Below are 24,227 nucleotides of genomic sequence, written 5' to 3' on the forward strand. Positions count from 1 at the left end.
TTGTTCTGCCAAGGGCATGGCTGGTTGGCTACGTTCGGGAGGGATAACCGCTGAAAGCATCTAAGCGGGAAGCCTGCTTCGAGATGAGTATTCCCACCCCCTTTGAGGGGTTAAGGCTCCCAGTAGACGACTGGGTTGATAGGCCGGATCTGGAAGCCCAGTAATGGGTGGAGGTGACCGGTACTAATAGGCCGAGGGCTTGTCCATATTTGCTCGCGTCCACTGTGTTAGTTCTGAGGCAACGACCGTTGTCGGCTTTGAGCTAGAACGCATAACAGAAAAGTGTGCTTGTTCGCTCGAAACCATTAGGGTTTCGGTGGCCATAGCGTGAGGGAAACGCCCGGTTACATTTCGAACCCGGAAGCTAAGCCTTACAGCGCCGATGGTACTGCAGGGGGGACCCTGTGGGAGAGTAGGACGCCGCCGAACAATATTTGGAGGACCCCTGGTCCCAGCGTTCAGCTGGGACCAGGGGTCCTTTTGTTTTTAGAATGCTTGCAGTACCGAAGACAGGAGTCACCATGTCCACCAACTCTCCCGACGACCGACCGGAGCGCGACCAGCGGCGACGGGACAGTGGTGACCGTGGCGGTTTCCGCCGCGACGACAACCGCGGTGCCGGCGACCGTGGCGGTAATGAGCGCGGCGGTAATCGCGGTGGCGGCTATGGCCGTCGTGACGACAACCGCACTGGTGGCTACCCCCGGCGGGATGACCGCCGTGACGACCGCCGGAGCGATGACCGCGGCGATCGTGGTGGTTTCCGTCGTGATGACAACCGCGGTGGTGACAGTCGTGGTGGGGACAACCGTGGTGGTGGCTACGGCCGGCGTGATGACCGTGACCGTGGGCCTCGTGCGGACGACCGTGGGCCTCGGCCCGCATTCCGTCGTGACGACCGGCCGACCGGGCCGCGCCGTGACGACCGCGATCGCGACCGTGGGTTCCGGCGCGAGGGTGACCGGCCTGCCTTCCGCCGTGACGACCGAGGCGACCGTGGCGAGCGCGTAGAGCGTCGCGACAACGACCGCGGCGGTTTCCGCCGCGACGACAACCGCGGCGGTGGATACGCCGGCCGTGACGACCGCCGGAGCGATGACCGCGGCGATCGCGGTGGCTTCCGTCGCGACGACAACCGTGGTGGTGACAGTCGTGGTGGGGACAACCGTGGTGGTGGCTACGGTCGGCGTGATGACCGTGACCGTGGGCCTCGTGGGGACGACCGTGGGCCTCGGCCCGCGTTCCGTCGCGACGACCGGCCGACCGGTCCGCGCCGTGACGACCGCGATCGCGACCGTGGGTTCCGGCGCGAGGGAGACCGGCCTGCCTTCCGCCGTGACGACCGAGGCGACCGTGGCGAGCGCGTAGAGCGTCGCGACAACGACCGCGGCGGCTTCCGCCGTGACGACAACCGTGGCAGCTACGAGCGCCGTGACGATCGGCGGGACGACCGCCGGAGCGACGACCGCGGCGACCGTGGTGGCTTCCGCCGTGACAACGACCGGCGTGACGACAACCGTCGTGACGACAACCGAGGCGACCGTGGTGGCTTCCGGCGTGACGACAACCGGGACGACCGGGGCGGCTTCCGCCGGGACAGCGACCGGCGTGATGACCGTGGCGGGCGCGGTGGACCGCGTAGGGACGACCGTGGTGGGCGGCCCGGCGGGTTCCGTGGGCGCGACGACCGGCGCGGTGGGGACGACCGGCGTGGCGGCGGGCGTTTCCGCGACGAGCGGGAGCGCGATCGTGAGCCGATCAAGCGGCTGCCGATCCCCGAGGACGTCACGGGCGACGAGATCGACAAGGACGTACGGCAGGAGCTCCAGAGCCTGCCGAAGGGGCTCGCGGAGGATGTCGCCAAGAACCTGGTGATGGTCGCCCGGCTCATCGACGAAGACCCCGAGGGTGCCTACGGCTACTCCAAGGTGGCCCTGCGGCTGGCGTCGCGTGTCGCCGCCGTACGAGAGGCGGCCGGGTTCGCGGCGTACGCCAGCCAGAAGTACAGCGAGGCGCTCGCCGAGTTCCGGGCCGCGCGGCGGATGACCGGGAACGTGGAGCTGTGGCCGGTCATGGCCGACTGCGAGCGTGGGCTCGGGCGGCCGGAGAAGGCGCTGGACATGGCCGGGGCGCCCGAGGTGCACAAGCTCGACAAGGCCGGGCAGGTGGAGATGCGGCTCGTCGTCGCAGGCGCCCGGCGTGACATGGGGCAGCTGGACGCGGCCATCGTGACGCTGCAGAGTCCCGAGCTGGCCTCCAACTCGGTGCAGCCGTGGACTGCGCGGCTGCGGTACGCGTACGCCGACGCGCTGCTCGCGGCCGGTCGGGAGGATGAGGCGCGGGAGTGGTTCGCCAAGGCCGTGGAGTCCGACAAGGACGGCAGCACGGACGCCTCCGACCGGCTCGCCGAGATGGACGGGGTCGAGTTCGTCGACGCCTTCGACGAGGCTGAGGAGCAGGCCGACAGCGAGGCCGCCGAGAAGGTCGTAGTCGTAGAAGTGGACGACGAAGTCGCCGAAGAGGGCGAGGACGACGAAGACGACGACCTCAAGGACTGACACGCGCGGTCAGTGAAGCAGTGAACAAAGGGGCGGGATCCCGGGATCCCGCCCCTTCGTGCGTCATATGTCCAGTGCGCGCAGGACAAGCCCCGACGCCGGCTTCGGGCCGAACGACGTCGACTTTCGGGGCATCGTGACGCCCTGGCGGGCGAGGTCGCGTACGACCTCCTCGCGGACCGGGTGCATCAGGACGGCCGTTCCGCCGTCACGTTCCGCCTTCTCGACCGTGGCGGCCGTGTCGTGGATGTAGGCGATGCGGGCGGGGTCGTCCTCGGGGATGTGCCAGACGTGGGCGAGGAGCGTGGCGTGCAGGACCGTGGCGTCCAGGGTGCGCCAGGCGGTGGGGCGGTCCGCGGGGACCGTGCGGGACAGGAGGTCCGGGTCGGGGCGGTCCACGAGGTGGAAGGCGCCGTCTCCGGCGAGGAGGAAGGCGTTGCCCGCGCAGGCCGAGTCGGCGAGGGCGTCCAGGGCCTCGGCCAGGGGCACGTCGAGGCGCTGTACGCGGAAGAGGCCGTCGAGGAGCGCCAGGGACCGGGCCACAGGGACGCCGTGCAGCAGGCGGTGGATGGCTCGGACGCGGAGAGGGTAGCGGGCCGTGTCCACGAGGAGGACCAGGCCGTGGTCCCAGGGGCTGGGGGAGGGATGCTCCGAGCGTAGGCGGCGGTAGGTCGCCCAGCGGTGGTGGCCGTCGGCGATGAGGGCCTGGTGCTGGGCCAGGTCCGAGCGGATGCGGGCCACTTCGACCGGGTCGGTTATCGACCACAGGCGGTGGCTGTAGCCGTCCTCGGTGGTGGTGGCCAGCAGCGGGGGCTGCGCGGCCATGCGTTCGATCGCGGTCGTAGTGACGGACTGCGAGCCGTTGCCGCGGTAGGTCAGGAGCAGGGGTTCCAGGTTCGCCGAGGTGGCGCGCATCAGGGCCGCGCGGTCGGCGACCACGTGCGGCATGACGTCCTCGTGCGGCAGGACCACGCCCTCCGACGGTTCCGACAGGCGCAGCGTGCCGATGATCCCGCGCTGGAGCAGGCCGGTTCCGTCGCGCTGTTCGTACACGTACAGGCCGGGCTCGGGGTCGGCGGTCAGGATGCCCTCGGAGAGCCAGCCGCGCAGGGTGCGGGCCGCCTGTTCGTTGCGTTCGGCCGGTGTCGTCGCCTGCGGGAGGATCAGCCGGACGATGTTGTACGGGTCGTTGGACTGGAGCTGGTGCAGGCCGTCGGGGCGGACCACGACGTCGTACGGCGGTGATGTCACGGCGGCCAGGCTGCCGACCCGGTCGGGGTCGTAGCGCAGGCCTCGGAACGGGGTGAGTTCCAGGCCTCGGCGCGCCGTTGCTTCCGGGTGACCTGCTGTGTTCATCCCGGCATCGTACGGGTGTCAGTGGCATGGGGGATGATCGGGGGAAAGCCGACGAACGAGGAGCGATGCGGAATGAGCCAGGGCGCGAGGACGAGGCCCGAGGGCAGTGGGCAGGCCCTGAGCGAGGCGTACGACACCGCACTGCTCGACCTCGACGGGGTGGTGTACGCGGGCGGGAACGCGATCGCGCACGCCGTCGAGTCGCTCGCTACCGCGCGTGAGGGGGGTATGCACCTCGCCTACGTCACCAACAACGCGCTGCGTACGCCCGACGCCGTGGCCGAGCACCTCACCGAGCTGGGGATACCGACGGGCGCCGGTGACGTCATCACCTCCGCCCAGGCGGTCGCGCGGCTGATCAGCGAGCAGGTGCCGGCCGGTTCCCGGGTGCTCGTGATCGGTGGCGAGGGGCTGCGGGTCGCGCTGCGCGAGCGGGGTCTTGAGCCCGTGGAGTCGGCGGACGACGATCCGGTGGCGGTCGTGCAGGGCTTCGGTGGTCCGGACCTGCCCTGGGGGCGGTTCGCCGAGGCCAGTTATGCCGTTGCGCGGGGGGTGCCCTGGTTCGCGTCCAACACTGACCTGACGATTCCGAGCGGGCGCGGGATCGCACCGGGCAACGGAGCCGCGGTGGAGGTCGTGCGGATAGCGACCGGTGCCGAGCCGCAGGTCGCGGGCAAGCCGTTGCCCCCCATGCACCGCGAGACGATCCTGCGGACCGGTGCGAAGCGGCCGTTGGTGGTCGGGGACCGGCTGGACACGGACATCGAGGGCGCGTTCAACGGCGAGGTGGACTCGCTGCTCGTGCTCACCGGCGTCACCGACGGCGCCCAGCTGCTGGCCGCGCCGCCGCAGCACCGGCCGACCTATGTGGACGCCGATCTGCGCGGGATGCTCACCGGGCAGCCCGAGGTCACCGAGGCTGGAGAGGGCTTCCGGTGCGGTGGCTGGACCGCGAGGGCCGGCGAGGAGCGACTGGAACTCGACGGTGACGGCGAGGCCCTGGACGGGCTGCGGGCGTTGTGCGCTGCGGCCTGGACGGCGGCCGGAGACGATGTGTGCGAGCTGGACGGGGGGAAGGCGCTCGCCAGGCTGGGGTTGTGAGTCGTAGGGGCGGGCAGGCGTTCCTGTGAGTCCGGGGGCGTCCTGTGAGTTCGGGCGGCGTTCGGGCCTCGGGGATCGTGGCCGCTTGGCAGGGTAGGCTAACCTAACTGCGTGTTGGTCGACAGTCCTCCCGAACAGCGCGCGGAGACCGCCCCCGCGCCCCCAACCCGCCGGGCGCTACGAGTCCTTGGGCTCCTCGTGTCCGTCGTGATCCTGGTGCTCGTCGCGACGGCGAGCATCGCGGTCGGGGCGAAAGGGCTGTCTGTGGAACAGGTCTGGCACGGCCTGTTCCAGGACACGGGGACCTATGGCGACGTCGTGGTGGCCGACCGGCTGTCGCGGACCGTCCTCGGCCTGCTCGCCGGTGCCGCGCTCGGTCTGTCCGGGGCGGTGCTGCAGGCGCTCACCCGTAATCCGCTGGCCGACCCCGGGCTGCTCGGCATCAACGCCGGCGCGTCGGCCGCGGTCGTCACCGCGATCACCTTCTTCGGCGTCACCTCGCTCAGCGGCTATGTCTGGTTCGCCTTTCTCGGCGCGGCCGCGGTGGGCGCCCTGGTCTGGTTCCTGGGCGGGAGCCGGGGGGCGACCCCGGTCAGGCTCGCGCTGGCCGGCACGGCGATCAGCGCGGCGCTGTACGGCTATCTCCAGGCCGTGATGATCACCGACGACCAAGCGCTCAACAAGATGCGCTTCTGGACGGTCGGTTCGCTGTCCTCGGCGAACAACTCGACCATCCTGCAGGTGCTGCCGTTCCTCGCGGCCGGCTCACTCCTCGCCCTCGCACTGGCCCGGCCGCTCAACGCGATGGAGATGGGCGACGACACGGCCAAGGCGCTCGGCGCCAACCTCAACCGCACCCGGGCGCTGGCCATGCTCTCCGCGACCGTGCTGTGCGGGGCCGCGACCGCAGCCTGCGGGCCGATCGTGTTCGTCGGCCTGATGGTGCCGCACATCGTGCGCTCCTTCACCGGCCCCGACCTGCGCTGGATCCTGCCGTACGCGACCATCCTGTCGCCCGTGCTGCTGCTGGGCTCCGACGTCATCGGGCGCCTCGTCGCGCGGCCCGCGGAGCTCCAGGTCGGCATCGTCACCGCGCTGATCGGCGGGCCGGTCTTCATCTTTCTCGTACGACGGCGGAGGACGGCGCAGCTGTGAGGACCAACCGTGCCATCAGGACCCCCGGCGGGCTCTCCCTCCGGCTGGACGTCCGGGCCACCGTCGTCGTAGGCCTGATCCTCCTTGCCGCGCTCACCGCGAGCGTCGTGCTGATCGGCACCGGCGACTTCCCGATTTCCGCCGGGGACGTGCTGAAGACGCTGCTCGGGAACGGCAACGCGGGGCAGGAGTTCATCATCAACGAGCTCCGGCTCCCGCGGGTCCTCGTCGGGCTCCTGGTCGGCGCCTCGCTCGGGCTCGGAGGCGCGCTCTTCCAGGCCATCTCCCGCAATCCGCTGGGCAGTCCGGACGTGCTCGGGCTCAGCCAGGGGGCGACGGCCGGGGCGCTCACGATGATCGTCCTGTTCTCCGGGAGCGCCACCCAGGTCACCGTGGGCGCGTTGGCGGGCGGACTCGTGACCGGGTTCGCCATCTACCTGCTCGCCTGGAAGCAGGGCGTGCACGGATACCGGCTGGTGCTGGTCGGCATCGGTGTCTCCGCGATCGTCACGGCGGTCAACGGTTACCTGCTGACCAGGTCCACCCTCACCGAGGCGGCCCAGGCCGTCGTCTGGATGACCGGCTCCCTCAGCGGCCGGGACTGGACGCAGGTCTGGCCGCTGCTGTGGCTGTGCGCCGTCCTCGTCCCACTCGTCCTCGCCAACGCGCGCGGCCTGCGGATGATGGAGATGGGCGACGACGTGTCGAACGCCCTGGGGGTGCGTGTCGAACGCGTACGGCTGCTGCTGTTGGTCGCCGCCGTCCTGCTCACCGCCGCCGCCACCGCGGCCGCCGGACCGGTCAGCTTCGTCGCGCTGACCGCTCCGCAGCTGGCCCGCCGCCTCACTCGCTCGCCAGGGCCCAACCTGGTGCCGTCCCTGTGCATGGGCGCCACCCTCCTGGTCACCGCCGACTGGGTCTCGCAGAAGGTCTTCGGCGCGGACCAGCTGCCCGTCGGCGTGGTCACCGGAGTCCTCGGCGGCGTCTATCTGCTGTGGCTCCTGGTCACCGAGCGCAGGGCGGGCAGGATATGACTGCCGAGACCGTCCTCACCAGCGGACTGAACAACTCAAGGAGCACCGTGAACCGTCTGTCCGCCGACACCGTCACCCTCGCCTACGACCAGCGGGTCATCGCCGAGCAGCTGTCGGTGGAGATACCCGACAACTCCTTCACGGTGATCGTCGGCCCCAACGCGTGCGGCAAGTCCACGCTCCTGCGGGCCCTCTCACGCATGCTCAAGCCCAGCCAGGGCAAGGTGCTGCTCGACGGGCAGGTCATCCAGTCGATGCCGGCGAAGAAGGTCGCCCGCACCCTGGGTCTGCTCCCGCAGTCGTCGATCGCGCCGGACGGGATCACCGTCGCCGACCTGGTCGGCCGCGGCCGCTATCCCCACCAGGGCATCCTGCGCCAGTGGTCCACCGAGGACGAGCGGGTCGTGCAGGAGTCCATGCGGCAGACCGGGGTCGCGGAACTCGCCGAGCGGTACGTCGACGAGCTGTCCGGCGGCCAGCGGCAGCGGGTGTGGATCGCGATGGCGCTCACTCAGCAGACCCCGCTGCTGCTCCTCGACGAGCCGACGACCTACCTCGACATCCAGCACCAGATCGACGTCCTCGACCTCTGCGCAGAGCTCCACGAGGAGCAGGGCCGCACGCTGGTGGCCGTCCTGCACGACCTCAACCACGCCGCCCGGTACGCCACACACCTCATCGCGCTGAAGAGCGGGAAGATCATCGCCGAGGGTTCCCCGAACGACATCGTCACGGCCGAGCTGGTCGAGGAGGTCTTCGGGCTGCGCTGCCAGGTGATCGACGACCCGGAGACGGGGACGCCGCTGGTGGTGCCGGCGGCGCGCAAGGCACGCGTGCGCGTGGAAGCGGCTACAGAAGCTTCCTGAGCTGGAACAGGTCCCTCAGGCCCGCCTCCAGCTTCACCCGGCCCGAGCCCCAGGCCTTGGCGAAGTTCAGCTCGCCGTTCACCAGGGCCACCAGGTCGTCACCGGACATGGCGAGCCTGATCTGGGCCTTCTCCTGCGGAGGACCCTGCAGGGTGTCGTGGACCACGATCCGGCCGCCGGTCATCCGGCCGACGAAGGTGACGTCGAGATCGGTGATCCGGCAGCTCACCGAGCGGTCCATGGACGCCGCCGTGGCGGCGTCCCCCTCGGCGTTGCGCATGTTGTCGGAGAGCTTCTCGAGTGCGGCGCGGCACTCCTCGATCGTGGCCATCGCGATCGACGGTACCGCAGCGGTTCGGGGTAGCGTCTGGGCATGAGCGACGCAGTTCCAGAGCCTTCACAAGAGGTCCCGGTCGTGCCCGAGTACGACCCGGCTGCCCCCGCCCCTCTCCACGTGCCCCGCACCCCCACCGGCAACGCCGACGTGGATGCTCAGCTGGAGCGGCTGGGCGACGCCGACCACCTCGCCACGGACGGACACATCGAGGTGTACGAGGATGTACACCGGGGGCTGCGCGACGCGCTCACCGCGCTCGACGCCCGCCCGGGACCTCCGGCGCCCTCACCGTCGTATGACCAGAGGGCGCCCTCACCCTCGTATGGCACTAGGAGCTGAACCGAACGTGGCAGGAGTCGCACGCAACCGTCTGGACGCGGAGCTGGTCCGCCGGAAGCTGGCGCGCTCGCGCGAGCACGCCGGCCAGCTGATCGCGGCCGGACGGGTCACCGTCGGCAAGACCGTCGCGACCAAGTCCGCCACCCAGGTGGAGACCGCGGCCGCGATCGTGGTGCAGAGCGACGACAGCGATCCCGGCTACGTGTCCCGGGGCGGGCACAAGCTCGCGGGCGCCCTTCAGGTGTTCGTGCCGCGGGGACTCGTCGTCGAGGGGCGGCGGGCGCTGGACGCCGGGGCCTCCACCGGCGGTTTCACCGATGTGCTGCTGCGGGCGGGGGCCGCGCAGGTGGTCGCCGTCGACGTCGGCTACGGACAACTCGCGTGGTCTCTGCAGAGCGATGAACGCGTCACCGTCAAGGACCGTACGAACGTACGCGAGTTGACGCTCGAAGCGATCGATGGGGAACCAGTGGATCTTGTCGTGGGGGATCTGTCCTTCATCCCGCTCGGACTGGTACTGCCCGCCCTGGTGCGGTGCGTGAAGCCGGACGCCGATCTGGTGATGATGGTGAAGCCGCAGTTCGAGGTGGGTAAGGAGCGGCTGGGCAGTGGGGGAGTCGTACGCAGCACGCAGCTGCGGGCCGAGGCCGTGCGCGGTGTCGCCGCGAAGGCGGCGGAACTCGGGCTCGGGGTGAACGGGGTCACGGCCAGTCCGTTGCCCGGGCCCTCGGGCAATGTCGAATACTTTCTGTGGCTGCGTGCCGGGGCACCCGCCCTGGACCCGGCCGATGTCGACCGTGCAGTTGCGGAGGGGCCGCGTTGAGCCAGAACCGAGCTCGTACTGTTTTCCTGCTCGCCCACACCGGGCGGCCCGCGGCCATTCGCAGTGCCGAGCTGGTCGTCAAGGGGCTGATGCAGTCGGGGATCGGCGTGCGCGTCCTGGAGTACGAGGCGGCCGACCTGCCGCTGCCGCCCGAGGTGCAGCTCGTCAAGGAGGCGACTCCGCAGTGCCTCGAAGGATGCGAGCTGCTCATCGTGCTCGGCGGCGACGGGACGCTGCTGCGCGGCGCCGAGTTCGCCCGGGCGTCCGGGGTGCCGATGCTGGGCGTCAACCTGGGCAGTGTCGGGTTCCTCGCCGAGGCCGAGCGGGACGATCTCGACAAGGTCGTCGACCGGGTGGTGACCAAGGCGTACGAGGTCGAGGAGCGGATGACCGTCGACGTCGTCGTTCACCGGAACGGGGACATCGTTCACACGGACTGGGCGCTGAACGAGGCGGCCGTGCAGAAGGCCGGCGCGGAGAAGCTGCTCGAGGTCGTGCTGGAGATCGACGGGCGGCCGGTGACGGGCTTCGGGTGCGACGGGATCGTGCTGTCCACACCCACCGGGTCCACGGCCTACGCGTTCTCCGCGGGCGGGCCGGTGGTGTGGCCCGAGGTGGAGGCGCTGCTGATGGTGCCGATCTCCGCGCACGCGCTGTTCGCGAAACCGTTGGTGACCTCGCCGAACTCGGTGCTGGCCGTGGAGTTGCTGCCGCACATTCCGCCGGGTGTGCTGTGGTGCGACGGGCGGCGGACGTTCGAGTTGCCGCCGGGGGCGCGGGTCGAGGTGCGGCGGGGGGCTGTGCCGGTGCGGTTGGCCCGGCTGCATCACGCTTCGTTCACGGACCGGCTGGTGGCGAAGTTCGCGTTGCCCGTTTCCGGGTGGCGGGGGGCGCCTCACTAGCCGGCTGTGGGGGCTGGTTGCGGAGCGTGGGCGACCGCGGGCCGGTGGTGGCTTGTCGCGCCCACGCGGCGGAGCCGCAAATCGAAACAGCCCCGCGCCCCTGAGGAACCTCCACTCGCCCGAGTGAACAGGGCACCTCGCACTCGCCCGCCCCGACCTCGTAAGGTCTTCACCGTGCTGGAAGAGATGCGGATACGGTCGCTCGGAGTCATCGATGACGCCGTCGTCGAGTTGTCGCCCGGGTTCACCGCTGTCACCGGTGAGACGGGTGCGGGCAAGACGATGGTGGTCACCAGCCTGGGGCTGCTGCTCGGTGGGCGGGCCGACGCGGCGCTCGTGCGGATCGGGGCCGAGAAGGCGGTGGTGGAGGGGCGGATCACGGTGTCCGCCGGTGACTCCGTCGTCGTACGGGCCGAGGAGGCGGGGGCGGAGCTCGACGACGGGGCGCTGTTGATCAGCCGTACCGTTTCCGCCGAGGGGCGGTCCCGGGCGCACCTGGGTGGGCGGTCCGTGCCCGTGGGGGTGCTCGCCGAGCTCGCCGACGAGCTGGTCGCGGTGCACGGGCAGACCGATCAGCAGGGGCTGCTCAAGCTGACCCGGCAGCGGCAGGCGCTCGACCGGTACGCGGGTGACGCCGTCGCCGTGCCGCTGGCCAAGTACACCGAGGCCTACCGGCGGCTGCGGGCGGTCTCCGACGAACTGGACGAGATCGTCACGCGCGCGCGTGAGCGGGCCCAGGAAGCCGACAGGCTGCGGTACGGGCTCGACGAGATCGCCGGCGTGGAGCCCCGGGCCGGGGAGGACGTCGAGCTGGCCGAGGAGGCCGAGCGGCTCGGGCACGCCGAGGCTCTGTCGTCGGCCGCCACGGCCGCTCACGCCGCCCTCGCCGGGAACCCCGAGGACCCCGAGGGCATCGAAGCCGCGACGCTCGTGGCGGGCGCTCAGCGGGCTCTGGAAGCCGTACGGTCGCACGACCCGGCCCTGGCGGCGCTCGCCGACCGGATCGGGGAGATCGGGATCCTGCTGGGCGATGTGGCCGGGGAGCTGGCGGGGTACGCCGACGATCTGGACGCCGATCCGCTCCGGCTGTCGGCCGTCGAGGAGCGGCGGGCCGCCCTCACCGCGCTGACGCGGAAGTACGGCGAGGACGTCGCCGCCGTGCTCACCTGGGCCGAGCAGAGTGCCGCGAGACTCACCGAACTCGACGGCGACGACGAGCGGATCGACGAGCTGACCGCCGAGCGGGACGCGCTCAGGGCCGAACTGGGCGGGCTGGCGCAGGCGCTTTCGGACGCGCGTACGGAGGCCGCGGAGAGGTTTGCCGCCGCGGTGACCGCAGAGCTGGCCTCGCTGGCGATGCCCCACGCGCGCGTGTCCTTCGCCATCCGGCAGACCGAGGACCCGGAGGGTGTCGAGGTCGGCGGGCGCGCGGTCGCGTACGGGCCGGCTGGTGTCGACGAGGTCGAGCTGCTGCTCGCCCCGCATCCGGGTGCGCCGGCGCGGCCCATCGCCAAGGGCGCGTCCGGCGGTGAGCTCTCGCGTGTGATGCTGGCCGTCGAGGTCGTCTTCGCGGGGACGGACCCCGTGCCGACCTATCTCTTCGACGAGGTCGACGCCGGGGTCGGCGGCAAGGCGGCGGTCGAGATCGGGCGGCGGCTCGCACGGCTCGCGAAGACCGCGCAGGTCGTGGTCGTGACCCATCTGCCTCAGGTCGCCGCCTTCGCCGACCGGCAGTTGCTGGTCGAGAAGACGAACGACGGGTCCGTCACCCGGTCCGGAGTGAAGGTCCTGGAGGGCGAGGAGCGGGTTCGGGAGCTGTCCCGGATGCTCGCCGGACAGGAGGACTCGGAGACGGCCCGCGCGCATGCGGAGGAGTTGCTGGCCACCGCCCGGGCGGACGCGTGAGGGGTACGTCCCTGGGCATCACCGCCGCGATGACTCGCGTCGGCATGGCCGCTCTTCGGGCGACGGCGCCGGGTGGGCGGGAGCGGTGGGAGCGGACGAACTACGCGGGGCGGACGGTCGAGTTGTACGCCGGGCCCGCGAGCGCCCTGGCGGTCGCCCTGGGGGCGGGACGGGTTCGGCCCGCCGCGGGAATGGCTGTCGCTGTCGCCGGGCTCTGCGGGGCGTACGACGACCTCGCCGGCGATCACCGGCGGGGGTTCCGGGCGCATCTCGCCGCACTGCGTCAGGGCGAAGTCACCAGCGGGACCGTCAAGTTGTTCGGGATATCGGCGGCCGGGCTGGTCGCGGGGGCGCTGATGAAGGAGCGGCTGGTGGACAAGGCGCTCGCTGGTGTGGTGATCGCCGGGGCCGCGCATTTCGTCAACCTCGTGGATGTACGGCCCGGTCGGGCGGCCGGTGCGGTGGTGGCGCTCGGGGTCGCGGGGATGACGCAGTCGGAGTTGGCCGCCGTGGCCGTGGGCGCGGCGGGGGCCGTACTGCCGGACGACCTCGGTGAGCGCGTGATGATCGGTGATGTGGGGGCGCATGCGTTGGGGGCGGCTCTGGGGGCCGCGGTGGTCGAGAGCAACGGGCGGCTGGGGCTGGTTGCGCATGCCGCCGCGGTTGTTGCTGCCGCTGCCTGTGGGGGTGCGGTGAGTCGTGTGTCGGCTGTGGGCCCCTTCAGATCGGATCAGCCGTCCCATCACTCTTGTGAGTGACCCCGACTCGCCGCACACGCCGTTCGCCCGTCGTCCGCATTCACGGAACACCCGTACGGCCTGGCATCCTTGGCAGAGAACCCATCACGCGTAGGAAGCGCGCGGTACACCCCTCCGCTCGACACCTTCTGTACGTTTCCTCGTGACCGTCCGACCCGAACCAGGAGCCCGGCCACGTGACCCCCGTGAGCAGCCACTCACCGCACGGCCAGTCGCCGCTGCGCACCGTGCAGGTGCTGGGCGGAGGCAATGCCGGCAGCAGCGCGCATGTGCGCTCCCTGACCTCGGGGCTTGTCGCGCGGGGCGTGCGGGTCACGGTGTGCGCCCCCGTCGAGGCGGATCAGGCCTACGACTTCTCCGGGGCCGGTGCCGAGCATGTGCACGTGCCGCGCAGCAGCGACCCGACCTCCGTGGCCGTGCTGCGGGCGGCATGCGCGGACGCCGATCTGGTGCACGCGCACGGGCTGCACGCCTCGTTCCGCGCGGTGCTCGCGCTCAGCGGCCGGCGCACTCCACTCGTCGTCACCTGGCACGACCGGGCGTACGCCGAGGGCGCGCGGGCCCATTTCGTGCGCCTTCTCGAACGCCGGGTCGTGAAGGCCGCTTCCGTGGTGCTCGGGTCCACCTCCGCGCTCGTGGACCGGGCGCGCAGCACCGGCGCCCGGGATGCGCGGCTCGCCGCCGTCGCCCTGCCCGGGCCGCGCGCGGCCGTCGAGCAGGAGGACCCCGACCGGCTGCGGCCCAAGGTGCGGGCCGAACTCGGGGCGACCGGGCGCCCGTTGCTGATGGCGGTCGGCTCCCTGGTCCGGCACCGGGGCTACGAGACCCTGCTGGACGCCGCCCGCGCGTGGCGCCTTCTCGACCCCGTGCCGCTGGTCGTCATCGCGGGGGAGGGGCCGCTGCGGGCGGTCCTTCAGGGCCGTATCGAGGACGAGGGACTGCCCGTTCGGCTGATCGGGCGGCGCGACGACATCTCCGAACTGCTCGCCGCCGCCGATCTCGCGCTTCTGCCCAGCCGCTGGGAGGCGCGCTCGCTCCTCGCCCAGGAGGCCTTCCACGCGCGCGTGCCGCTCGTCGCGACCGAGGTCGGCGGCATCCCCGAACTCGTCGGCGACGCGGCCGAACTCGTCCCGTACGGCGACCCGGAGGCCCTCGGCGAGGCCGTCGTACGGCTGCTCGGAGATCCCGAGCGCCGGGAGCTGCTGAAGGAGCGGGGGGCGCGGCAGGCGGCGACCTGGCCGACCGAGGACGAGACCGTCGCGCAAGTGCTGAGTGTCTACGACGAGTTGACCCAGCCCCGGCCGCTCATCTGAGAAACCCGCCCGAACCGGGCTAGGGCACGTGCCGGCGTGCCCGTAGCGCCAGGCTCAACGCCAGTACCGTCTGCGGGTCGTCGAGGTCCGTGCCGAGCAACTCTCCGATGCGGGCGAGGCGGTTGTAGAGCGTCTGCCGGTTGAGGTGGAGTTCGCGGGCCGTCTCCGCCTTGCGGCCCGCGTGCGCCAGATAGGTCTGCAGGGTGGGCAGCAGCGGCGGCTTGGAGCGGTCGTCGTGGGCGCGCAGCGGGCCGATGGCGCGGTCCACGAAGGCCGCCAGGTCCGGGTGGTCGCGCAGCCGCCACAGGAGCAGGTCGATGTCGAGGCGGCGGGCGTCGTACCAGGGGCGGTCCGGCAGGCCCTGCGCCGCGGTCGCCGTCTCGGCCGCGTGCCTAAGGCCCGCGGAGGCCGCCGCCCAGCTGCCCGCGACTCCGACGACCACGACCGGCGGCTGGGCGCCCGGGCGTTGCATCCCGGCCCGCTCCACGCCCGCCCGCAGCGCTGCCGCGCCCCGGTCCGCCACCGCCGACCGCTCCGACTCCGAGCGCAGACCGAGCAGAACGAGCACCCGTCCCTCGACGGGCCGTACGCCGAGCAGGACGGGCACACCGAGCGAGGCCAGCTCCTCGGAGACCGCCCGGGCCAGCACCGCCCAGCCTCCCCCGGTGGTGGAGAGCGTGTCGCCCAGTCGCATCACCACGGGCAGCAGCGGGCCGGTGCCCGGCCTGAAGCCGAGCACGCGCGCCTGTGCCGGCGCGTCCTGCGAGGTGATGCGGCCCTCGGCGAGGTCGGTCAGGAAGTCGCCGCGTCCGCGGGCCGCGAGCTCCTCCTCCTGGCGGGCCTGCATCAGGACGACCGCCAGGATGCCCGCCGCACGCTCGGCCGCCATGCGGTGCACGGGTACCAGCGGTGCCCGTACGGGAAGCAGGACCAGCCGCGCCCGCACCGAACCCGTGCCGGGCCCGCCCCCGGGCACGTCCACGAGGACCGAGCCGGACGGCGGTGTGTCCTGGTGCTGGCCGCGCAGTCCCTCCCAGACCTGGAGCGGGTCGGCGCCCTCGGGGCCCTCCCCGGCGGCGTACAGGAGCCGGCCGTCCGTCGTCTCCAGGAACACCGGGTTGCCGCTGAAGTCGGCCAGGATGCCGAGGACCTGCGGGACACCGCCGCCGCCCAGCAGGGCCTCCGTGCAGCGACGGTGCACCTCCTCCGCGCGCTGGAGCAGCGCGTAGTGCCCGTTGACGATCTCGGTGTGGATCTCCTCGGTGACCGCCACGAACGGCACCTCGCGGTGCAGCTGGACGAGCGGAAGGCCGGTCGAGCGGGCGGTGTCGACCAGGGCGGCGGGGAGCCGGGTGAAACGCGGGCCCAGTTCGACCACCAGGGCCGCGATGCCGCGTTCGGCCAGGGTGCGGACGAACGCGCGCTGTTCGGCCGGACGGGTACCGAGACCGTAGCCCGTGGTCAGCAGCAGTTCGCCGCCCTTCAGCAGAGAGGCGATGTGCGGGACCTCGCCCGCGTGCACCCAGCGCACGGTCCGCTGCAGCCGGTCCGCGCCCGCGAGGATCTCCGGGAGCCCGCTGCGCAGAGCGGGCAGTTCCAGCGCGCGCTGGACGGTGATCCCGGCGCCCTGGGTGTCGAAGCCGCTGTTCGTAGCGCTGTCCATGAGCCGGACGCTACCCGAGGCGTGCCCGGTGCCGCGGCGGGGTAGCGGCCGGTGCATGGACTTCAGCGTGGTCGCCGTGGCACGGGAGGACGACAGTCCGGTCGAGGAGCCGCTCAGGGTGGCGACGGTCGCCGACCGGCTCGGATACCGGGAGGTCTGGGCCGGGGAAGGGCCGACGTGGGACGCGTTCGTGCTCGCCGCGGCGATCGGGCGGTCCACCGAGCGGGTCGCGCTGACGGCGGGCCCGATCCCGGTGTCGGTACGCGACCCGTACACCTCGGCCCGGGGCGCCGCCTCGGTCGCGGCACTCGTCGGCCGCCCGGTCGGGGTGGCGCTGGGCACGTCCAGCAAGCGGGTGGTCGAGGGCGTGCACGGCCGGCCCCGGGTGCGGCCCGCCGCCGTACTGGAGGAGCAGGCGGCGGCCGTACGACGGCTCCTGCACGTATCTCCGGGCGAACCGGTCGTGCCCGGCAGCACCTTCCGTCGGCGCCTGCCGCCGCCCGGCGGGCCGCTGACGGTGGCCGCGTTCGGGCCCCGCGCGATCGCCACGGCCGCCGCGCACGCCGACCGCATGCTGCTGGACGTGGTCTCCCCGGAGCAGGTGCGGGCGCTGCGCGCGGAGCTGGACGTGGCGGCTCGGAAGGCGGGCCGTACGCCGCCCACGCTCGCCGCCTGGCTGCCGGCCGCCGTCGACCCCGACCCGCGGTCGCTCGCGCAGGTGCTGGGCAGCATCGCCGGATACCTGACCGTGCCGGGCTACCGCGAAGTGTTCGCCGAGGCGGGGTTCGGGGAGGCGGTGGAGCTCGCCGCGAGCGGGGCGGACCGGGAGACCCTGGTGCGGGCCCTGCCCGCGGCCGCCGCGGGCTCGGTCGGACTGGTGGGCGACCTGGACGCCGTACGGGCCCGTGTCGACGCCTACGCGGAGGCCGGGCTCGACGAGATCGCCCTGGTGCCGGCCACGGCGGGGGACCCGGGCGGCGAGCGCACGCTGACGGCGCTCAGGTCGGCCTGACGTTCCTGGCGCCGGAAGGGGGGCACACCATGGGTGCCCCCCTTCCTGGCAGGTGCTGCTCAGCCGCCGTACGCCCCCGACGCCGTCAGCCGCAGGGCCGTGTCGATGAGCGGGACGTGGCTGAAGGCCTGCGGGAAGTTGCCGACCTGGCGCTTCTGGCGCGGGTCCCACTCCTCGGCGAGCAGACCGAGGTCGTTGCGGAGCGAGAGGAGCTTCTCGAAGAGCTTTCTCGCCTCGTCCACGCGGCCGATCATCGCGAGGTCGTCCGCCATCCAGAACGAGCACGCCAGGAAGGCCCCTTCGTCGCCGGGGAGGCCGTCGACGTTCTCGTCGCCGCTCGAGGTCGGGTAGCGCAGGATGAATCCGTCCGGCGTGGACAGCTCGCGCTGGATCGCCTCGATGGTGCCGATCACGCGCTTGTCGTCCGGGGGCAGGAAGCCCATCTGCGGGATCAGGAGCAGGCTCGCGTCCAGCTCCTTCGAGCCGTACGACTGCGTGAAGGTGTTGCGCTCCTTGTCGTAGCCCTTCTCGCACACGTCCCGGTGGATGTCGTCGCGCAGTTCGCGCCACTTCTCCAGCGGGCCGTCGGCGTCACCGGACTCGATGAGCTTGATGGTGCGGTCCACGGCCACCCACGCCATCACCTTGGAGTGCACGAAGTGCCGGCGCGGGCCGCGCACCTCCCAGATGCCCTCGTCCGGCTCGTCCCAGTGCTGCTCCAGGTAGCGGATCAGCTTGAGCTGGAGCAGGGAGGCGTAGTCGTTGCGGGCCAGGCCCGTCATGTGACCGAGATGCAGGGCCTCGGTGACCTCGCCGTACACGTCGAGCTGGAGCTGGTGCGCGGCGCCGTTGCCGACCCGGACCGGGGCGGAGTTCTCGTAGCCGGGCAGCCAGTCGAGCTCGGCCTCGCCCAACTCCCGCTCGCCCGCGATGCCGTACATGATCTGCAGGTTCTCGGGGTCGCCGGCCACTGCCCGCAGGAGCCACTCGCGCCAGGCGCGGGCCTCCTCGCGGTAGCCGGTGCGCAGCAGCGAGGACAGGGTGATGGCCGCGTCGCGCAGCCAGGTGTAGCGGTAGTCCCAGTTGCGGACGCCGCCGATGTCCTCGGGCAGCGAGGTCGTCGGCGCGGCCACGATGCCGCCGGTGGGGGCGTACGTCAGAGCCTTGAGGGTGATCAGCGAGCGGATGACGGCCTCGCGGTAGGGGCCGTGGTACGTGCAGTGCTCGACCCACTCACGCCAGAAGTCCTCGGTGGCCTCCAGCGACTGCTCCGGCTCCGGCAGCGGGGGCGGCTGCTTGTGCGAGGGCTCCCAGGAGATGGTGAACGCGATCCGGTCACCCGGGGCGACCGTGAAGTCCGAGTACGTCGTCAGGGCCTTGCCGTAGGTCTCGCAGTCGGTGTCGAACCACACCGAGTCCGGGCCCGCCACGGCGACCGTGCGCCCCTCGTGCTTGTGGACCCACGGGACGACACGGCCGTAGGAGAACCGCATGCGCAGGGCCGAGCGCATCGGGACGCGGCCCGAGACGCCTTCCACGATCCGGATGAGCTGCGGGGCGCCGTCACGCGGCGGCATGAAATCGGTCACTCTGACCGTGCCGCGCGGGGTGTCCCACTCGGATTCGAGGATGAGCGAGTCACCGCGGTAGGTCCGCCGGGCCGCCGTGGGGGGCTCGGCGTCGGCCGCGTGGGCGGGGCCGAGCCGCCAGAATCCGTGTTCCTCGGTGCCCAGCAGGCCGGCGAAGATGGCATGCGAGTCGAAGCGGGGCAGGCACAGCCAGTCCACCGTGCCGTCCCGGCAGACCAGGGCTGCGGTCTGCATGTCTCCGATGAGTGCGTAATCTTCGATGCGCCCGGCCACGTGCAACTCCAGTCGAACGGCCACGTCACCCCCTCAAGGAAAAAGGGGGCTGTCGCTTGGTGCGGTCAAGGGGGTCGTTGTAATGCGTCGTTGAGCGGTGAAGCAAAACAGTCCTGCCGCTGTGAGGCAAAACGACAACTGTTGCTCAACGAACTGACGAGCTCTCGTTGTTCCGGCGCTCACGGGTGGGGGTGGTCCCGAGTTTCCGGCCGGGCTCGGCAGCGAGTGTCCGAGCAGGATACGACGCACGTAGATGATCTGCGTGCCGCTCCGGGCAACGCGGGTGGGCCGAACGGGTGAGCAACGGGTGAGAAGCGGGTGTGTTCGTGCGGGTCCGTGTCGGCACGTGTGCGGAGCGTGGCCGGAAGCCATCTCCCCGAGGCGCTGATACCCTGGTAGCCCGTGGACCGGTGGGCGTCTGACCCCCGAACCGCACCTCAAGATCGCGACCACGGGAGCCCCCTCTTGGCCATGACCGCTGCTTTTCGAAACAGCACAGCCACGACGACCAAGCACATCTTCGTCACTGGGGGTGTCGCCTCCTCGCTCGGCAAGGGGCTGACGGCCTCCAGCCTCGGCATGCTGCTCAAGGCGCGGGGCCTGCGCGTCGTGATGCAGAAGCTCGACCCGTACCTCAACGTCGACCCCGGCACGATGAACCCCTTCCAGCACGGTGAGGTGTTCGTCACCAACGACGGCGCCGAGACCGACCTGGACATCGGCCACTACGAGCGCTTCCTCGACCGTGACCTCGACGGCTCCGCCAACGTCACCACCGGTCAGGTCTACAACACGGTGATCGCCAAGGAGCGGCGCGGTGAGTACCTGGGCGACACCGTGCAGGTCATCCCGCACATCACCAACGAGATCAAGCACCGCATCCGCCGCATGGCGACGGACGAGGTGGACGTCGTGATCACGGAGGTCGGCGGCACGGTCGGCGACATCGAGTCGCTGCCGTTCCTCGAGACGGTCCGCCAGGTGCGGCACGAGGTCGGCCGTGACAACGTCTTCGTCGTCCATATTTCCCTCCTGCCGTACATCGGCCCGTCGGGAGAGCTGAAGACGAAGCCGACCCAGCACTCGGTTGCGGCCCTGCGCAACATCGGTATCCAGCCGGACGCGATCGTGCTGCGGTCCGACCGCGAAGTCCCGACCGCGATCAAGCGCAAGATCTCGCTGATGTGCGACGTCGACGAGGCCGCCGTGGTGGCCTGTCCCGACGCCCGCTCGATCTACGACATCCCCAAGACCGTGCACAGCGAGGGCCTGGACGCCTACGTCGTCCGCAAGCTGGACCTGCCGTTCCGCGACGTGGACTGGCGGACCTGGGACGACCTGCTCGACCGCGTCCACAACCCCGACCACGAGATCACCCTCGCGCTGGTCGGCAAGTACATCGACCTGCCCGACGCCTACCTCTCGGTCACCGAGGCCCTGCGCGCCGGCGGCTTCGCCAACAAGGCCCGCGTGAAGATCAAGTGGGTCACCTCCGACGACTGCAAGACCCCGGCCGGCGCCGCGGCGCAGCTCGGTGACGTCGACGGTATCTGCATCCCGGGCGGCTTCGGCGACCGCGGCGTGCTCGGCAAGGTGGGCGCGATCCAGTACGCCCGCGAGAACCGGATCCCGCTGCTGGGTCTCTGCCTGGGCCTGCAGTGCATCGTGATCGAGGCCGCGCGCAACCTGGCCGACATCCCGGACGCCAACTCCACGGAGTTCGACTCGGCGACCGGCCACCCGGTGATCTCCACCATGGCCGAGCAGCTCGACATCGTCGCCGGTGAGGGCGACATGGGCGGCACCATGCGGCTCGGCATGTACCCGGCCAAGCTCGCCGAGGGCTCCATCGTCCGTGAGGTGTACGACGGCAAGGAGTACGTCGAGGAGCGGCACCGTCACCGTTACGAGGTGAACAACGCCTACCGGGCCGAGCTCGAGAAGAAGGCGGGCATCCTGTTCTCCGGCACCTCGCCGGACGGCAAGCTCGTCGAGTACGTCGAGTACCCGCGCGACGTCCACCCCTATCTGGTCGCCACACAGGCCCACCCCGAGTTGCGCTCGCGCCCGACCAGGCCGCACCCGCTGTTCGCCGGCCTGGTGAAGGCCGCGGTCGAGCGGCAGAGTTCCAAGTAGCACGACAGTTGTACGGTGGCCGGGGCACACGCATTCAAAGGCGAGTGCCCCGGCTTCTTTTGCGCACGTGGGGAAGGACAGGGAATGACGATCAAGGATGCCCCGGAGGAGTGGGAGATCCGGGCGACGGAGACCCCCTTCGTGGGCAACAAGACCTCCGTCCGCACGGACGAGGTGGTGATGCCCGACGGGTCGGTGGTCCGCCGCGACTACCAGGTCCACCCGGGTTCCGTGGCCGTCCTCGCCCTCGACGACGAGGACCGGGTCCTGCTCATCCGGCAGTACCGGCATCCCGTACGGCAGAAGCTGTGGGAGATCCCCGCGGGGCTGCTGGACGTGCCCGGTGAGAATCCGCTGCACGCGGCCCAGCGGGAGCTGTACGAGGAGGCGCACGTCAAGGCGGAGGACTGGCGGGTGCTGACGGACGTCTACACCTCGCCCGGGGGCTGCGACGAGGCGATCCGGATCTTCCTGGCCCAAGGGCTGTCCGAGGCCGAGGGCGAGCGCTTCGAGGTCGAGCACGAGGAGATCGACCTGGAGTACGCGCGCGTGCCGGTGCCCGAGCTGGTGCGGGGGGCGCTTGCCGGAGAGCTGCACAACGCCTGCCTGGTGGTGGGGGTACTTTCGCTCGTCGCCGCGCGGGCCTCCGGCGGGGTGGACGGGTTGCGTTCGGCCGATGCGGAGTGGCCTGCGCGGCCGTTCGAGGCGTGACGTTTTCCGGGATTCGCCGTTCGGGGCGCGGTTCGTTGCGCGGCGCGGGTTCGTTGTGGCTGGTCGCGCCCACGCGGCGGTAGCCGCACATCGATACAGCCCCGCGCCCCTAAGACCGGTACTGCCGAACCCGGCGATCCTATGATCCGTTGATCCGATTGAGGGACTCCCGCGGCCCCGCCGCCGCGCTCTGCCGGGACCGTTGCACAGGGTGAACTAGGCTCTGAAAAGCCCGAACCGGGGTCACCGGCGGGCTTTGCGCGTGCGGTGGGACGGGAGTGTGGCCCGTGACGGATCAGGCGGTGGACACAGGCGGCGTACGGCTGTCGGGCGAGGGCCAATTCCTGGGGCGCACGCGGGAGTTGAAGGAGCTGCTCGCCGACATCGAGCGGGCGGGACTCGACACGCTGTCCGGCAAGAAGGCACCTCGCGCGCGCGTGCTGCTCATCGCCGGGCGCCCCGGATCCGGCCGTACCGCACTCGCCGAGGAACTCGTCCGGGCGGTAGCTGACCGTTACGACGACGGGTTGCTGCGCGCCCGGCTGAGCGAGCCCGACGGCACCCCCGTGCCGGTCGGGAACTCCGCCCGTGAACTGCTCACCGCGCTCGACGTGGCGGCGCCCGCCGGGGCCGCCGAGGACGACCTCACGGCGGTGCTGCGCGAGGCGCTCGCCGACCGCCGCTCGCTGCTCCTGCTCGACGACGCGGTGGCCGCGGAACAGGTGGACGCCCTGCTTCCGGATGCTCCGCAATGCCTGGTCGTGGCCGTTTCAGGTGGTCCGCTGACCGGGATCGCGGACGTTCGCCCGTGCACCCTCGGCGGCCTCGACACCAAGGCCGCGCTGGAGCTGCTGTCCCGGCACACCGGGTCGGTCCGCATCACCGTCGACCCGCGCGCCGCCGAGGGCCTGGTCGAGGAGTGCCAGGGCCACCCCGCCGCACTGATGCTGGCGGGAGGCTGGCTCGCCGCCCGCCCCAAGGCGGCCGTCGCCGATCTGGCCAAGCAACTGCACACGGAGAGTGACGAAGGAAGCCCCCTCAGCCGGGTCTTCAAGCTCGTCTACACGTCCCTTCCCGCCCCGGCCGCCCGGATACTGCGACTGCTCTCGCTGGCCCCGGCCGGCCTCGTCGATCCGCACACCGCCTCCGCGCTCGCCGGCTGCTCGGTGAGCGGCGCCCGCTCCACCCTGGACGACTTCGTCGCCCTCGGTCTGCTGCACGCCGTGGAGTCACCGCTGCCGCAGTACGAGGTCCCCGGCTGCCTGTATCCCCTGCTCAAGGCCCTCGCCGACACCCAGGACCGCCCGGCCGAGCTGCAGCTGGCCCGGGCCCGCATGCTGGAGCGGACCGTACGGCTGCTCCAGTCCTCCCGCACGATCACCGAGACCGACAGCCCCGACGCCCGCGAGAAGCTCCAGGGCATGCCGCCCTCGGTGCGCTTCCCGAACCCCAGGGCGGCCGAGGACTGGCTGCGCAACCGAAGGCCGGCCCTGCTCGCCGCGGCCCGTCACGCGGTCGCCGACGGGCAGCTGGACACCCTGGCCCGGCGTCTGATGTCGCAGCTCGTGCGCGCGATGGTGGCCCACTTCGGCATGAAGGCCGCCGCCCCCGACCTCTACGGCATCCACGGCCTCGTCCTCGACGTGGCGGAGCGGCGGGCTCTGCCGCGCGAGAAGGCCGCCGCCCTGCTGAACCTCGCCGACCTGGACGCCCAGACCGGCCGGACCCGGGAGGCGCTGGCACGCTATCGGGCGGCCCTGGACGCCGGACGGGAGGCAAATGACCCGTACGCGACCGGCCGCGCGATGGAATCCGTAGGCGGCGCGCACCTGGAGCTCGGGGACTACGACCGGGCCGCCGACTGGTTCGGCCGGGCGCTGGCCCAGCGGCTGGCCCGGGACGAGCGCGCGGAGGCCGCCCGGCTGTACGGCCGTATCGCCGCCACGCACACCTACGCGGGCCGCTACGGCGAGGCGGTCAGGAACTGGCGGGCCGCGCTCGCCGGACACCGCAAGAACGGCGATGTGGCCGCGCACGCACGGGCGTTGAGCGAACTCGCCCGCGTCCAGGAGTACGCAGGACACCCCGAGGAGTGCCTGCGCACCTGCCAGGAGGCCGTGGAGTGGGCGCGGCGTGCCGAGGACGTCCGGCTGCAGGCCGCGCTCCAGCTGCGGCTCGCCGACACGCTGGACCGTCTCGGCGATCCCGCCGCCGCCCAGCTGCACCGCGGCGCCGCCGAACGGCTGCTGAGCGAGGAGGTTTCCGAGGAGGAACCCGGGCCTCAGCAGGTCGATGAGCCGAAACAAGACGCTGACGCCTGCGAAATCCGTAGTACATCCGCAGAGGATTGATGCAATGAAAGGCTAGACAGCGGGAACGCCTTCATTAGACTGGCT

At 71.5% G+C, this 24,227-nt stretch carries 19 protein-coding genes, 2 rRNA genes and 1 pseudogene; 18 read left to right on the forward strand and 4 right to left on the reverse strand.

Translation table 11 applies throughout. From position 1 onward, the window contains the following. The 4 genes and pseudogenes from BFN33_RS18270 to BFN33_RS55260 form a co-directional block, all read left to right on the forward strand. Positions 1-207 (forward strand): 23S ribosomal RNA (locus BFN33_RS18270); the annotation flags it as partial. A gap of 105 nt (positions 208-312) precedes the next feature. After that, positions 313-429, forward strand: a 5S ribosomal RNA gene (gene rrf, locus BFN33_RS18275). 521 nt (positions 430-950) lie between these two features. Beyond that, a pseudogene (locus tag BFN33_RS55505) lies at positions 951-1,745 on the forward strand (tetratricopeptide repeat protein); the annotation flags it as partial. A 21-nt stretch (positions 1,746-1,766) separates the two neighbouring features. Then, entirely contained in the window at positions 1,767-2,558 is a 792-nt protein-coding gene (locus tag BFN33_RS55260) for a tetratricopeptide repeat protein (protein ID WP_088245373.1), read from the forward strand. Between the two features lie 63 nt (positions 2,559-2,621). Here the strand turns inward: BFN33_RS55260 and BFN33_RS18295 are convergent, their stop codons facing one another. Then, complete coding sequence (locus BFN33_RS18295) at positions 2,622-3,914, reverse strand: DUF1015 domain-containing protein (RefSeq protein ID WP_069761158.1); 1,293 nt, start codon at positions 3,912-3,914, stop codon at positions 2,622-2,624. A gap of 72 nt (positions 3,915-3,986) precedes the next feature. On the opposite strand from BFN33_RS18295, the gene BFN33_RS18300 reads away from it, so the two are divergent. The 4 genes from BFN33_RS18300 to BFN33_RS18315 all read left to right on the forward strand — a co-directional run bounded on the left by BFN33_RS18300 (position 3,987) and on the right by BFN33_RS18315 (position 8,070). Beyond that, a complete protein-coding gene (locus BFN33_RS18300) occupies positions 3,987-5,015 on the forward strand; it encodes an HAD hydrolase-like protein (protein WP_069761159.1) in 1,029 nt (342 codons plus the stop codon). A 111-nt stretch (positions 5,016-5,126) separates the two neighbouring features. Continuing rightward, positions 5,127-6,170: an iron ABC transporter permease gene (locus BFN33_RS18305; protein WP_069761160.1), complete on the forward strand. Its 1,044-nt coding sequence runs from the start codon at positions 5,127-5,129 to the stop codon at positions 6,168-6,170. Next, positions 6,167-7,204 carry an iron chelate uptake ABC transporter family permease subunit gene (locus BFN33_RS18310; protein ID WP_069761161.1) on the forward strand — a complete coding sequence of 346 codons (1,038 nt, stop codon included), beginning with the start codon at positions 6,167-6,169 and terminating at the stop codon, positions 7,202-7,204. Before BFN33_RS18305 ends, BFN33_RS18310 begins: the two co-directional genes overlap by 4 nt. Then, positions 7,201-8,070 carry an ABC transporter ATP-binding protein gene (locus BFN33_RS18315; protein ID WP_069761162.1) on the forward strand — a complete coding sequence of 290 codons (870 nt, stop codon included), beginning with the start codon at positions 7,201-7,203 and terminating at the stop codon, positions 8,068-8,070. Before BFN33_RS18310 ends, BFN33_RS18315 begins: the two co-directional genes overlap by 4 nt. Here BFN33_RS18315 and BFN33_RS18320 read toward each other — a convergent pair. Beyond that, positions 8,054-8,401: an SCP2 sterol-binding domain-containing protein gene (locus BFN33_RS18320; RefSeq protein ID WP_069761163.1), complete on the reverse strand. Its 348-nt coding sequence runs from the start codon at positions 8,399-8,401 to the stop codon at positions 8,054-8,056. The genes BFN33_RS18315 and BFN33_RS18320 overlap by 17 nt on opposite strands. Positions 8,402-8,443: 42 nt before the next feature. Here BFN33_RS18320 and BFN33_RS49855 point away from each other — a divergent pair, with 42 nt between their 5' ends. From BFN33_RS49855 to BFN33_RS18345, 6 genes are all read left to right on the forward strand, one after another. Then, positions 8,444-8,746, forward strand: coding sequence for a hypothetical protein (locus tag BFN33_RS49855; protein ID WP_079140880.1), 303 nt, complete (start codon positions 8,444-8,446; stop codon positions 8,744-8,746). 7 nt (positions 8,747-8,753) lie between these two features. Next, complete coding sequence (locus tag BFN33_RS18325) at positions 8,754-9,569, forward strand: TlyA family RNA methyltransferase (protein WP_069761164.1); 816 nt, start codon at positions 8,754-8,756, stop codon at positions 9,567-9,569. After that, complete coding sequence (locus tag BFN33_RS18330) at positions 9,566-10,471, forward strand: NAD kinase (protein ID WP_069761165.1); 906 nt, start codon at positions 9,566-9,568, stop codon at positions 10,469-10,471. The genes BFN33_RS18325 and BFN33_RS18330 overlap by 4 nt, the downstream gene beginning before the upstream one ends. A gap of 186 nt (positions 10,472-10,657) precedes the next feature. Continuing rightward, entirely contained in the window at positions 10,658-12,376 is a 1,719-nt protein-coding gene (gene recN / locus BFN33_RS18335; protein ID WP_069761854.1) for a DNA repair protein RecN, read from the forward strand. 29 nt (positions 12,377-12,405) lie between these two features. Then, on the forward strand, positions 12,406-13,134 hold the full coding sequence (locus BFN33_RS18340) for a hypothetical protein (protein WP_069761855.1): 729 nt from the start codon (positions 12,406-12,408) through the stop codon (positions 13,132-13,134). Positions 13,135-13,310: 176 nt separating this feature from the next. Then, positions 13,311-14,447 carry a glycosyltransferase family 4 protein gene (locus BFN33_RS18345; protein WP_069761166.1) on the forward strand — a complete coding sequence of 379 codons (1,137 nt, stop codon included), beginning with the start codon at positions 13,311-13,313 and terminating at the stop codon, positions 14,445-14,447. A 19-nt stretch (positions 14,448-14,466) separates the two neighbouring features. Here BFN33_RS18345 and BFN33_RS18350 read toward each other — a convergent pair whose 3' ends face one another. Then, positions 14,467-16,110, reverse strand: a complete 1,644-nt coding sequence (locus BFN33_RS18350) for a PucR family transcriptional regulator (protein ID WP_069761167.1) — start codon at positions 16,108-16,110, stop codon at positions 14,467-14,469. A 55-nt stretch (positions 16,111-16,165) separates the two neighbouring features. Here BFN33_RS18350 and BFN33_RS18355 point away from each other — a divergent pair, with 55 nt between their 5' ends. Beyond that, positions 16,166-17,122: an LLM class F420-dependent oxidoreductase gene (locus BFN33_RS18355; RefSeq protein WP_069761168.1), complete on the forward strand. Its 957-nt coding sequence runs from the start codon at positions 16,166-16,168 to the stop codon at positions 17,120-17,122. 59 nt (positions 17,123-17,181) lie between these two features. Here BFN33_RS18355 and BFN33_RS18360 read toward each other — a convergent pair whose 3' ends face one another. Further along, positions 17,182-18,984 (reverse strand): glycoside hydrolase family 15 protein, encoded by a 1,803-nt coding sequence (locus BFN33_RS18360; protein WP_069761169.1) that lies wholly within the window; start codon positions 18,982-18,984, stop codon positions 17,182-17,184. A gap of 471 nt (positions 18,985-19,455) precedes the next feature. Between BFN33_RS18360 and BFN33_RS18365 the strand changes: the two genes are divergently transcribed. From BFN33_RS18365 to BFN33_RS18375, 3 genes are all read left to right on the forward strand, one after another. Next, on the forward strand, positions 19,456-21,120 hold the full coding sequence (locus tag BFN33_RS18365) for a CTP synthase (protein ID WP_069761170.1): 1,665 nt from the start codon (positions 19,456-19,458) through the stop codon (positions 21,118-21,120). 84 nt (positions 21,121-21,204) lie between these two features. Further along, positions 21,205-21,831, forward strand: coding sequence for an NUDIX hydrolase (locus tag BFN33_RS18370; RefSeq protein WP_069761171.1), 627 nt, complete (start codon positions 21,205-21,207; stop codon positions 21,829-21,831). 287 nt (positions 21,832-22,118) lie between these two features. Further along, positions 22,119-24,182 carry a tetratricopeptide repeat protein gene (locus tag BFN33_RS18375; RefSeq protein ID WP_069761172.1) on the forward strand — a complete coding sequence of 688 codons (2,064 nt, stop codon included), beginning with the start codon at positions 22,119-22,121 and terminating at the stop codon, positions 24,180-24,182. Positions 24,183-24,227: the final 45 nt, after the last annotated feature.

This window comes from Streptomyces sp. LUP47B, from assembly GCF_001746295.1.
Classification (GTDB): Bacteria; Actinomycetota; Actinomycetes; order Streptomycetales; family Streptomycetaceae; genus Streptomyces.

What these genes read in the sequence shown, in the direction of transcription:
- BFN33_RS18295 (WP_069761158.1), bottom strand. Translation starts at nt 3,914, where the DNA reads ATGAACACAGCAGGTCACCCGGAAGCAACGGCGCGCCGAGGCCTGGAA.
- BFN33_RS18300 (WP_069761159.1), top strand. Translation starts at nt 3,987, where the DNA reads ATGAGCCAGGGCGCGAGGACGAGGCCCGAGGGCAGTGGGCAGGCCCTG.
- BFN33_RS18315 (WP_069761162.1), top strand. Translation starts at nt 7,201, where the DNA reads ATGACTGCCGAGACCGTCCTCACCAGCGGACTGAACAACTCAAGGAGC.
- BFN33_RS18320 (WP_069761163.1), bottom strand. Translation starts at nt 8,401, where the DNA reads ATGGCCACGATCGAGGAGTGCCGCGCCGCACTCGAGAAGCTCTCCGAC.
- BFN33_RS49855 (WP_079140880.1), top strand. Translation starts at nt 8,444, where the DNA reads ATGAGCGACGCAGTTCCAGAGCCTTCACAAGAGGTCCCGGTCGTGCCC.
- recN (WP_069761854.1), top strand. Translation starts at nt 10,658, where the DNA reads ATGCGGATACGGTCGCTCGGAGTCATCGATGACGCCGTCGTCGAGTTG.
- BFN33_RS18340 (WP_069761855.1), top strand. Translation starts at nt 12,406, where the DNA reads ATGACTCGCGTCGGCATGGCCGCTCTTCGGGCGACGGCGCCGGGTGGG.
- BFN33_RS18350 (WP_069761167.1), bottom strand. Translation starts at nt 16,110, where the DNA reads ATGGACAGCGCTACGAACAGCGGCTTCGACACCCAGGGCGCCGGGATC.
- BFN33_RS18355 (WP_069761168.1), top strand. Translation starts at nt 16,166, where the DNA reads ATGGACTTCAGCGTGGTCGCCGTGGCACGGGAGGACGACAGTCCGGTC.
- BFN33_RS18365 (WP_069761170.1), top strand. Translation starts at nt 19,456, where the DNA reads ATGACCGCTGCTTTTCGAAACAGCACAGCCACGACGACCAAGCACATC.
- BFN33_RS18370 (WP_069761171.1), top strand. Translation starts at nt 21,205, where the DNA reads ATGACGATCAAGGATGCCCCGGAGGAGTGGGAGATCCGGGCGACGGAG.